This window comes from Pseudomonas sp. PS01297, assembly GCF_029959305.1.
Lineage (GTDB): Bacteria > Pseudomonadota > Gammaproteobacteria > Pseudomonadales > Pseudomonadaceae > Aquipseudomonas > Aquipseudomonas helleri.
The window spans coordinates 1-9,629 of sequence record NZ_JASCPQ010000142.1 but is presented as its reverse complement, the minus strand read 5'-3'; the positions used below and the strand labels follow the sequence as shown (position 1 = coordinate 9,629).

10 protein-coding genes are annotated in these 9,629 nt (G+C 55.5%); 6 read left to right on the top strand and 4 right to left on the bottom strand.

Annotation, left to right across the window (positions count from 1 at the left end):
* Window positions 1-73: 73 nt before the first annotated feature.
* A complete protein-coding gene (locus tag QMX84_RS24890) occupies window positions 74-523 on the bottom strand; it encodes a cytochrome c (protein WP_282365031.1) in 450 nt (149 codons plus the stop codon).
* 129 nt (window positions 524-652) lie between these two features.
* Here QMX84_RS24890 and QMX84_RS24885 point away from each other — a divergent pair, with 129 nt between their 5' ends.
* Both QMX84_RS24885 and queC read left to right on the top strand, forming a co-directional pair.
* Window positions 653-1,795, top strand: a complete 1,143-nt coding sequence (locus tag QMX84_RS24885; RefSeq protein WP_282365030.1) for an MltA domain-containing protein — start codon at window positions 653-655, stop codon at window positions 1,793-1,795.
* Window positions 1,796-1,995: 200 nt separating this feature from the next.
* A complete protein-coding gene (gene queC / locus QMX84_RS24880; RefSeq protein WP_262125221.1) occupies window positions 1,996-2,697 on the top strand; it encodes a 7-cyano-7-deazaguanine synthase QueC in 702 nt (233 codons plus the stop codon).
* 67 nt (window positions 2,698-2,764) lie between these two features.
* Here the strand turns inward: queC and QMX84_RS24875 are convergent, their stop codons facing one another.
* Together QMX84_RS24875 and QMX84_RS24870 are read right to left on the bottom strand one after the other, a co-directional pair.
* Window positions 2,765-3,640, bottom strand: coding sequence for a queuosine precursor transporter (locus QMX84_RS24875; RefSeq protein ID WP_262125219.1), 876 nt, complete (start codon window positions 3,638-3,640; stop codon window positions 2,765-2,767).
* Window positions 3,630-4,229 carry a helix-turn-helix transcriptional regulator gene (locus tag QMX84_RS24870; RefSeq protein WP_262125218.1) on the bottom strand — a complete coding sequence of 200 codons (600 nt, stop codon included), beginning with the start codon at window positions 4,227-4,229 and terminating at the stop codon, window positions 3,630-3,632. The genes QMX84_RS24875 and QMX84_RS24870 overlap by 11 nt, the downstream gene beginning before the upstream one ends.
* 354 nt (window positions 4,230-4,583) lie before the next feature.
* On the opposite strand from QMX84_RS24870, the gene QMX84_RS24865 reads away from it, so the two are divergent.
* Window positions 4,584-4,958 carry a DUF3077 domain-containing protein gene (locus tag QMX84_RS24865; RefSeq protein ID WP_282365029.1) on the top strand — a complete coding sequence of 125 codons (375 nt, stop codon included), beginning with the start codon at window positions 4,584-4,586 and terminating at the stop codon, window positions 4,956-4,958.
* A 65-nt stretch (window positions 4,959-5,023) separates the two neighbouring features.
* Here QMX84_RS24865 and QMX84_RS24860 read toward each other — a convergent pair whose 3' ends face one another.
* The gene (locus QMX84_RS24860) at window positions 5,024-5,410 is read right to left on the bottom strand and encodes an MAPEG family protein (RefSeq protein WP_153329421.1); all 387 of its coding nucleotides are present in this window, start codon (window positions 5,408-5,410) and stop codon (window positions 5,024-5,026) included.
* Between the two features lie 309 nt (window positions 5,411-5,719).
* Between QMX84_RS24860 and QMX84_RS24855 the strand changes: the two genes are divergently transcribed.
* The 3 genes from QMX84_RS24855 to QMX84_RS24845 all read left to right on the top strand — a co-directional run bounded on the left by QMX84_RS24855 (window position 5,720) and on the right by QMX84_RS24845 (window position 9,504).
* Window positions 5,720-6,985, top strand: a complete 1,266-nt coding sequence (locus QMX84_RS24855; protein ID WP_262125214.1) for a sodium:proton antiporter — start codon at window positions 5,720-5,722, stop codon at window positions 6,983-6,985.
* Between the two features lie 154 nt (window positions 6,986-7,139).
* Complete coding sequence (locus QMX84_RS24850; protein ID WP_153336554.1) at window positions 7,140-7,511, top strand: hypothetical protein; 372 nt, start codon at window positions 7,140-7,142, stop codon at window positions 7,509-7,511.
* A 1-nt stretch (window position 7,512) separates the two neighbouring features.
* Window positions 7,513-9,504, top strand: coding sequence for a pyrroloquinoline quinone-dependent dehydrogenase (locus QMX84_RS24845; protein WP_282365028.1), 1,992 nt, complete (start codon window positions 7,513-7,515; stop codon window positions 9,502-9,504).
* The last annotated feature ends 125 nt before the right edge of the window (window positions 9,505-9,629 follow it).

Genomic DNA, 9,629 nt, shown 5'->3' with positions numbered 1-9,629 from the left:
AGCTTGCCTCGCGATCTTTTAAACAATCAAAAGATCGCGAGGCAAGCTCGCTCCTACAGGGGATTGTGCCCACTCAATGATTCCTGAATGCCTTGTGGCACGCACTGCACGTGTCCTGAACCTTCTGCACCGCAGGCGTCAGGTTGCTGGCTGAGTACGGCTGTTGCTGGCTGGCGACCACCAGCGCTTCCGTCGCCGCTTCCAGCTCGCGGGCCAATGCTTCAAACCGTGCCTGTTGCTGCCAGACTGCGTCGGTGGCGCTGGTTTTATCGGAGTCCTTTACCTGCGGAAAATGCGCCCACGGCTGATACGCCAGCGCATCGAGCTGCATGGCGGCTTCAGCAAAGCGCGGACCGTTAAACGGTACCCGGCCCTTCAACATGCCGCTCAGCTCTTCACTGGTACTGAGCATTTGTTTGAAAATCGCTTTACGCTGACCCAGCGGTGAGTCCGGATCAATGCCGCCACACGCCGACAGCGTCAGGCAGGCCAGCAACACAATGCAACATTGTTTAAAAGTCATGGTGGCTTCACGTCACGAAAATCGGTCGCCAGTATCCTCGTGTCACTCGCAAAGACCAATACCCCTATTAAATATACGGGTTGCCTCGACGGTTATCTGACCTCGGCAACTCTTGAAGGAACCTCGCTGATGAGATCACTTTTCAAGCCGCTGGCGTGGGCGCTGCCGATTGTCATGCTGCTGGCCGGGTGCAATGGCACCGACAAAGACACCGCCAAACCGGCCCCGCACACCACCTACAGCAAAGCCGACTGGAGCGCGTTGCCGGAAGTGACCGGCGTCGACCTGCAAAACGGTTTCGCCTCATGGCGCAGCGCGTGCACACGGCTCAAGGCCGACCCTAACTGGGGCAGCCTGTGCAGCGCTGCCGCCAGCTTGCCGGCTGGCCCGAGCGTGGCTGAAGTCAGCAGTTTCCTGCAAACCCACCTGGATGTGTACAGCTTGCGTTCGGCCGAAGGCAGCAGCGACGGCTTGATCACCGGCTACTACGAACCGGTCTACCCCGGCAGCCTGAAACAGACCACCACGGCCCATGTGCCTATTTACGGCGTGCCGTCTGATTTGATCGTGGTGAACCTGGACAGCATCTACCCAGAACTCAAGGGCAAACGCCTGCGCGGTCGCCTTGAAGGGCGCGTGCTCAAGCCATATGACACCGCAGAAACCATCAACAACCAAGGCCTCAATGCGCCGGTACTGGCCTGGCTGACCGACCCGATGGACCTGCAATTTCTGCAAATTCAGGGGTCGGGCCGTGTGCAACTCGATAATGGCCGCCAACTGCGCATCGGCTATGCCGACCAAAACGGCCACCCGTACAAACCAATTGGCCGCTGGCTGGTGGAACAGGGTGAGCTGAAAAAAGAAGACGTCACCATGGGCAGCATTCACGCGTGGGCAGTGGCTCACCCTGAGCGCGTGCACGAACTGCTGGCCAGCAACCCCAGCTACGTGTTCTTCACGCAAAACCCTGACAGCAACGAAGGCCCGCGCGGTTCGTTAAACGTGCCGTTGACCGCAGGGTACAGCGTGGCAGTGGATCGCAGCGTCATCCCGCTGGGCAGCTTGCTGTGGTTGTCGACCACCCAGGCAGACGGCCAGCCCATCGTGCGCCCGGTGGCCGCTCAAGACACTGGCGGCGCCATTGCCGGTGAAGTGCGGGCAGACTTCTTCGTCGGCACCGGCCCGGAAGCCGGGGAAATCGCAGGGGACATGAAGCAGAAAGGCAACATCTGGCTGTTGTGGCCCAAAGGCGTAGCGTTGCCGCAATAACACCTGAGTTCACTCTGTAGCGAGCTTGCCTCGCGATCTTTTGATTTTTTAAAAGATCGCGAGACAAGCTCGCTCCTACACGGCGGGGAGTCAGATTAATCTTCTTCTCGGCCCGGAAAACTCCTGCAAATCCTCCCCCGCTTGTTCCTGCCCACCTTGCGGAATAGTCTCGACGCTCGCCCTATTTATCGAGACCTCGCATGACTAACAAAGCGGTTATCGTCTTCAGTGGCGGGCAAGACTCGACGACGTGTCTGTTACAGGCGCTGCCCCTGTATGACGAAGTGCACTGCATTACCTTTGACTACGGCCAGCGTCACCGCGCGGAAATTGACGTTGCACGGGCGCTTTCCAAGCAACTGGGCGCCACCCAACACACCGTTCTGGATGCCTCACTGCTCAATCAATTAACGGTCAGCAGCCTGACCCGCGAAGATATGGCCGTGCCCGACGCATCAGCACCTGAAAACGATTTGCCGAGCACCTTCGTGCCGGGGCGCAATATTGTGTTTCTCACCCTGGCGTCTATTTATGCCTACCAGGTGCAAGCCAAAACCGTGATTACCGGCGTGTGCGAAACAGACTTTTCAGGCTACCCGGACTGCCGCGACGCGTTCGTCAAATCACTGAACCAGGCCATTACCCTGGGCATGGCCTACGACGTGCGCATCGAAACGCCACTGATGTGGCTAAACAAAGCCGAAGTGTGGGCGCTGGCCGATGAGTACCAGCAATTGGCCGTAATTCGTGACCAGACTCTGACCTGCTACAACGGCATCCAGGGCGCGGGCTGCACTCACTGCGCCGCCTGCAACTTGCGGGCAAAAGGGTTGGCCGAGTACTTGAGCGACACGGCAGGTGTTCGCCAGCGCTTGCAGGCAAAGCTGCAAAAAGCCGCATAGCGCCTTGCACGTCAGCCACTATCAACACGCTGGGCGTGTTGATAGTCAGCGAATCATTGCCGGGCGATTACCTGCTCTCCACCGTCATGTATTTGTTTAACAGCGCCCTCATGCCATACGCCGGGAACACGTTAAAAAATGCAAAGCTCACTTTTATAAGAATCTGGATAACGATCATGTCAAGGATGACACTGGTTTCCATAACGCCATAAAACGCCAGAAAGCAAAAAAGAAAGCTGTCAATAATGACCGCGATAAAGGTGCTCAAGAACACCCGGAGAAACAAGAACCTCGAATTCGTCAATTCTTTAATCTTGCACAGCAAGTAGGTATTGACGTACTCCGACACCAAGAATGAAATTAACGACGCGATCAGCACTGAAGACAGGTGACCAATCACCTGGTTATAGGGCTCATCCAGTTTCCAGTCAGACAGCCCTGGCAGGTAAGTCGTTACGCTGAGCATGGCAATAATGAGTGTATTACTCACAAAGGCAAAAAATATGGCCCTTCTTGCAAGCCTGAGCCCGTAAGATTCGTTGAGTACATCCACAATAAGAAAGGTCAACGGGTATAAAAAAGCTCCCGGTGTTACCACAATGCCCGGCCACTCCAGAAAAATAGGTTTGGTGGCCGCAATACTGGTGAATATGTAGAGGGTAAATAACAGCAGGTTCAAAACCACATAGATCATCCATGAGCGTTCATGACGGTCTTTGAAATCGTAGGCGGTCACAGAGCCCTCTTGCGAGTAAAGCTTTTTATGGATTGTCTTGACCTCGGCCGGATTAAAATTATCCATCACCTCGCTGCTTATTAACTCAGACAGTTTTACTTTGATCACTTTACCGGTTGCCACCACCATGACAATGACCCGGCTTTTATGATTATCGAAGCCGAGCAGTTTGTACCTGGAGTTCTCCGCCTCACACTTACAGGTCATTGAAACGCTCCTCGACGATATACCCGATCACGCATAGCCCACTTGATTCAATCGATTGACCGTCCACGATACTGAGCCGCAACGTGCCCGTGTCGTATGCCAAGTGGTCGCCAATCTTGTTCACGCAGCCTTTGTGAACGATCAAAACATCACCGGCCCCATAAGATGCATAGCGTCGATATTCCAAAATAACAGCCACCATGTTATGAGCCGAGCCAAAATAGTAAGTGAGTGGAAAACGCGTCACCAATTCACCGATTGTTTTATCCAGGCAACTGATTAACTGCCCCTCTTTTAGAATGGGTACAGCCGCCGGATTCATGTTCCCTTCGATTGAAGCACTCCGCTCCAGTGTTTCTTTTTCTTCAAAATCGATTCGTTCTATTTCTTCGTAAGACACGCCAAAAAAATTAGATATCTTGCGCACGGTGGCGTGCTGAACATTGGATACCTTGCCTTCTAAAATATTGTAGATCGTGGTTCGTGTGAGGCCACTGGCAACACACAGTGACACCTGAGTTTCTCCGCGACTCTTGATCAAATAGCGAATATTACTTTTTAAATTTTTATTCTTTTCAATTCGATGCATCTTGCCCCCTCACACTGTACCCGCCGAGCCTATGACTTACCTTCAACGCTTGAGACGGACTCATAGTGCAAATGTTTTACCCATAAAACCAGCAAGCAAAACAAGACAAATAATTTCATTCCACGCACAGTCTTTTTATCACGAGCGAACTATCCGCTTGGCATGTAGGCAACTTGCACAACCACAGCGCTATAAATCACAGCGAATTATCTATACATATTTTTATTATTGCTTATCTACAATTAATCATTACTTTGGGCACGTGTTAAGTTTCATGAAAAGCACACTTAGCACTTATTGCACGCATAACAGACACTCACCCAATAGCCATCCTCCCTACGCTTGGGGTTTTCCGTGAAAAAAACATCTCCGGCTTCAATCGACTTTGTTCCAGAAGGCTCTGCAATTGACACGCTTGTGCTGGACCGCGCAGCCGCTGATCGGGCGCTCGACTTCTATCTGCCCGATAGGTCAATGCTCGATGTGTCACCGTCAGCCATTACGACACTCAAGGACAGCGCCAACCTTCAAGCCGCTTTGAGCTGTGCGTCTGATTTGCTGCGTTGCGCAGCGCGATCGGCCAATGAAGTGAGCAATGCGCTAAAAGGGGTACAACGTGATCACGCGTTACTGATCATCAACAGGGTCGAAAAAGCCAGACAGCACATTGAAAATTCTCTGGCTGGGCTGACAGCTTCGTGGGAAATGATCCCTGGCCAAACCGATTAGCAGGCAACTGAGTGACTGACTGACAGGGGGCGCTGGTTCGCCCCCGGCAGGACACACACTCGCCGTTACATCGACACAAAAAAGAAGCTGACAATCAGCCCCATGCCAATAAACCAGACAATCGAGCGCAACAGCGCCCAGTCGGCCAGGTAGCAGATGATGTACAGCAGGCGGCTGGTGATGAATAGCACCGCCAGCACATCAATGGTTACTGGCTGGGCGTTGCCCACGATGTCGGCAATGATCACCGCCGCCGCAAAGGCCGGGGTCACTTCAAAGCTGTTGAGCTGAGCGTTGTGGGCGCGTTTGGCAGACCCTTCTAGGGTGGCAAGAAATGCTCGCGGATCATGGTTTTGTCGGGGGCCGAACTTGCCTTGGCTGAACTTGGCAATGCCGGTACAGACGTACGGCAAACACAGGGCAATCAGTACACACCAGAAGGCAACGGTCATGGGACTTTCCTTTTTAGAGTTTCATCACGAGCATGCCGATCAGCACCCGTCCACAGGCTAAGAGCCTCGGGCGGCCAAAAGGTTCTTGGCGCTGCTGGCGCTCATTGGGTTGTAACAGCAGCGGTCTAAACTTCCAGCGATCTTTTGCGCTTTGCGTGGGTCCAAACAAATCACCGCCACCTGCACCAACGCCTACGCTTACCCCAGGGTGTGCCGGGTAAAGATGTGTCCCTGAGCGCTGCGATTACATCAAACACATAGCTCGACCCGTTCGGGCTTCCATTCACTCACGCCACCACAGGATCCCGGATGCTTGAGCTTGTTGCTGCGTTTATCTGCCTGACTTCACTACTCACGTATGTGAATTACCGTTTTATCGGCCTGCCGCCAACGATTGGCGTCATGGTCACCGCCCTTATGTTTTCGCTGCTGTTGCAGGGTTTGAGTTTTCTCGGGTTTCCGGGTCTCGAAGACCGAGTGCAAGAGCTGATCGGCCAGATCGATTTCAGCGATTTGCTGATGAACTGGATGCTGTCGTTCTTGCTGTTTGCCGGCGCCTTGCACGTTAACTTCAATGACGTGCGCAGTTATCGCTGGCCGATTGGCCTGCTGGCCACCTTCGGCGTACTGATCGCGACCACGGTCATCGGCAGCCTCGCTTATTACATTTTCGAACTGTTCGGCTGGCACATCAGCTTTATGTATTGCTTGCTGTTTGGTGCGCTGATTTCCCCGACCGACCCGATCGCCGTGCTCGGCGTATTACGTACGGCCAATGCGTCCAAACCACTGAAAACCACCATTGTGGGCGAGTCGTTGTTCAATGATGGCACTGCGGTCGTGGTGTTCACCGTGTTGCTCGGCATCGTGCAGCTGGGCGAAACCCCGAGCCTCAGCGCGACCGCCATGCTGTTCGCCCACGAGGCCATTGGTGGCGTGGTGTTTGGTGGCCTGATCGGGTACCTGGTGTACCTGATGATCAAAAGCATCGAGCAGTATCAGATTGAGGTGATGCTGACCCTGGCGCTGGTGATCGGCGGATCGGCCATGGCCAGTGAGCTGCACGTGTCTGCGCCGATTGCGATGGTGGTGGCCGGTTTGATCATCGGTAACCTGGGCCGCAACAAAGCCATGAACGACATGACCCGCCGCTACATGGACGGCTTTTGGGAGCTGCTCGATGACATGCTCAACGCGCTGCTGTTTGCGTTGATCGGTATGGAACTGTTGCTGCTGCCATTCTCGTGGCTGCACTTGCTGGCGGCTGGCGTATTGGCCCTGGCGATTCTGCTCTCGCGCCTGCTTACCGTAGCCCCGGCCATTGTGCTGCTGCGTCGCTGGCGCACCGTGCCGCGTGGCACCATCCGCATTCTCACTTGGGGTGGCCTGCGTGGCGGTGTATCGGTGGCCCTGGCCCTGGCGTTGCCGTTAGGCCCGGAGCGTGACTTGATCCTGAGTATCACCTACATCGTGGTGCTGTCTTCGATCCTGCTTCAAGGCCTGACCATCGGCAAACTGGTCAGCCACGTCACCAAAGATGCGCCAGCGCCAGCTGAATCCGAACACGCGCATTAAGCCTCAAAGCCCCCGCCCTACTGACCCAGGCTGCGATTGTTGATCTCCAACACTCGCAGCCCGGTGCTCATTTCGTCCTGTTCCCGGCGTTTCCCGTCAGCTTGGCTACACTCCTTTCAAAATGTAAAAAAGTACGTCACGAAAGGAGAAAGTGATGAGTTCGTCTGCTGCCTATGCACCACCCCGGCGCCATCTCGGCGCTTACATCGTGATCATCACCGCGTTGATTGCTTTGTGTATCACTGCATGGAGGTTCTTCACGCCGTTATCCGGGATAACCGATTCCGGTGGCGCGATGGTCGCCATGCTGGCCGAGTTTGTGCTGTTCATTCTGGGCCTGTTACTGATCAAGACAGAAGCCGGAGGGGCCAGGGTTTTCTTCCTGTTCCTGGCTTGGGTAGGTGTTATCGGGACGTTTTTTGCCGCCTTGTTGTTACATGGCTGGTGGACTGCCGCCGTGCTGGTTGTGTGCGCTGTAGGTGTCCTCATTGAAACGTTTGGCAGCAAGCCAACAAGGAGCGCGTGAGATGAGCACAATGAAAAAGAAGCTTTTGGCAGCACCTGCCCTTTGTATGCTTGCGGGCATTTCTACAGCCCATGCAGACACGACTTACGTGGTTCCACCACCGCTTTTGGCGCAGTCCAGCGTCTCTGCTGAAGACGCCAAGCTGCCGATTCCGACCGGTAAAGAGTGGGACACCTTCCACGGCCAGCTCAGCTCGCAGAAGTACTCGCCGCTGACGCAAATCAACAAGGACAACGTCGGGCAGTTGAAGAAGGTCTGGCAGTATTTCACCGGGGACATGTCTGACGGCACCGGTAAAACCCCGGCCACCGTCTGGTCCGCCACGCCTATCTTCGCCAACGACACGCTGTACGTGGGCACGCCTTTCTACCGCATCATTGCCCTTGAGCCCGAGACCGGCAAAGAGAAGTGGGTGTATGACACCAAGTCCGCATTGGTGGCCGAAACCCAGCCCGCGCTGAAGTCTCGTGGTGTGTCCTATTGGCAGGAAAAAACCCCGCAAGCGGGCGTTGCCTGTCAGAAGATGGTGTACCTGGGCAACATGACTGCGCAGTTGTACGCCGTCGATGCTGACACCGGTAAGCCGTGCGAAAACTTCGGCAAAAACGGCGTTGTAGACGTTAACCAGTGGAACAAGCAGAACAACAAATGGCCGTTGTCGCAGTTGCAACCGCCTACCGTGATCGGCGACAAGCTGATCGTGGGCTGGGCCGGTAAAGACTGGGAATACGAAGTCGAATCCCCAGGTTCGCTGTTTGCCCTGAACGCACGCACTGGCGAGCTGGAGTGGGAATTCAAGCCGATCCCAGAGGAAGAAGCCGGGAAAACCGGTACCGCCAACATCTGGACCGCCATGTCCTATGACCCGGCGCTGGGGTTGCTGTACATCCCTGTGTCCTCGCCGTCGCCCAACTACTGGGGCGGCAACCGCACTAACCCGATTCCGCTGGGCACCTCCACCACGGCACTGGATATCAACACGGGTAAAGTCGTGTGGTCGCGTCAGTGGGTTCACCACGATATCTGGGACTACGACATCAACTCTGCGCCGACGCTGATGGACATCACCGTGAATGGCAAACCTGTGGCGGCGCTGGTACAAGCGACCAAAATGGGCTTCCTGTTTACCGTGGACCGTCGCACCGGTGAAGACGTGTGGCCAATTGAAGAACGTCCGGTGCCTAAAGGCGAAGCCCAGGGCGAAGTCTACTCACCGACCCAACCGTTCCCGACCAAGCCTGCACCGCTGCTGGACCAGTCGAAAAAACCGGCCATCTGGAAAATCGCTGACATTGTCGGCTTTGGCCAGTGCAGCAAGATGTGGGACGGCCTGGAATACAACGGCATGTACTCGCCGCCCGGCCTCAAAGGCAATGGCGTGCTGGCCTACCCGGACAGCGCCGGTGGTGTGCAGTGGGGTGGCGTAGCGTTCGACCCGGTCAGCCAGGTCGCCATCGTCAACACCTCGCACATCGTGCAGATGATCAAGCTGTGGGATCGCGAAGCCTACGACAAACAGCCTAAAGATTCTGGCAACGAAAATGGCTTCTACCCACAAATCGGCGCGCCTTACGGCATGTCGTTGGTCAACGCGCAGAACTGGGCCGGCATGCCGTGCTGGGCTCCGCCGTTCGGTGAGCTGGTGGCGATCAACATGCAGACCGGTGACGTGAAATGGCGTCGTCCGATGGGTGCTGTTCAACAGTGGGGCTGGTACATGCCACCAGACATGGGTTCGCCAACCATTGGTGGCCCGGCGGTGACAGCCGGTGGCGTGGTGTTCATTGGCGCCTCGATGGACGCCAAAGTGCGCGCCTACGCACTGGATGACGGTAAAGAACTGTGGTCTGACATCGTCATGGCCCCCGCCGTCGCCAACCCTGCGGTGTATGAATACAAAGGCAAGCAATACGTGGCCTTTGTCGCAGGCGGCAACTCGATCATGAAAGATCAAGTGGGCGACCAAGTGGTGGTGTACGCGCTGCCGAAGTAAACGCATAAACCTGTAGCCGCTGCCGCAGGCTGCGATCGAGCCCAAAGGGGTCGCTCTTGCTCAAGAGCGAAGGCCCTGCGGTCCTTATCGCAGCCTGCGGCAGCCGCAACAGGGCTTCGTATCCG

Coding starts and splice junctions, on each gene's coding strand:
- QMX84_RS24890 (WP_282365031.1), bottom strand. CDS start 523: ATGACTTTTAAACAATGTTGCATTGTGTTGCTGGCCTGCCTGACGCTG.
- QMX84_RS24885 (WP_282365030.1), top strand. CDS start 653: ATGAGATCACTTTTCAAGCCGCTGGCGTGGGCGCTGCCGATTGTCATG.
- queC (WP_262125221.1), top strand. CDS start 1,996: ATGACTAACAAAGCGGTTATCGTCTTCAGTGGCGGGCAAGACTCGACG.
- QMX84_RS24875 (WP_262125219.1), bottom strand. CDS start 3,640: ATGACCTGTAAGTGTGAGGCGGAGAACTCCAGGTACAAACTGCTCGGC.
- QMX84_RS24870 (WP_262125218.1), bottom strand. CDS start 4,229: ATGCATCGAATTGAAAAGAATAAAAATTTAAAAAGTAATATTCGCTAT.
- QMX84_RS24860 (WP_153329421.1), bottom strand. CDS start 5,410: ATGACCGTTGCCTTCTGGTGTGTACTGATTGCCCTGTGTTTGCCGTAC.
- QMX84_RS24855 (WP_262125214.1), top strand. CDS start 5,720: ATGCTTGAGCTTGTTGCTGCGTTTATCTGCCTGACTTCACTACTCACG.
- QMX84_RS24850 (WP_153336554.1), top strand. CDS start 7,140: ATGAGTTCGTCTGCTGCCTATGCACCACCCCGGCGCCATCTCGGCGCT.
- QMX84_RS24845 (WP_282365028.1), top strand. CDS start 7,513: ATGAGCACAATGAAAAAGAAGCTTTTGGCAGCACCTGCCCTTTGTATG.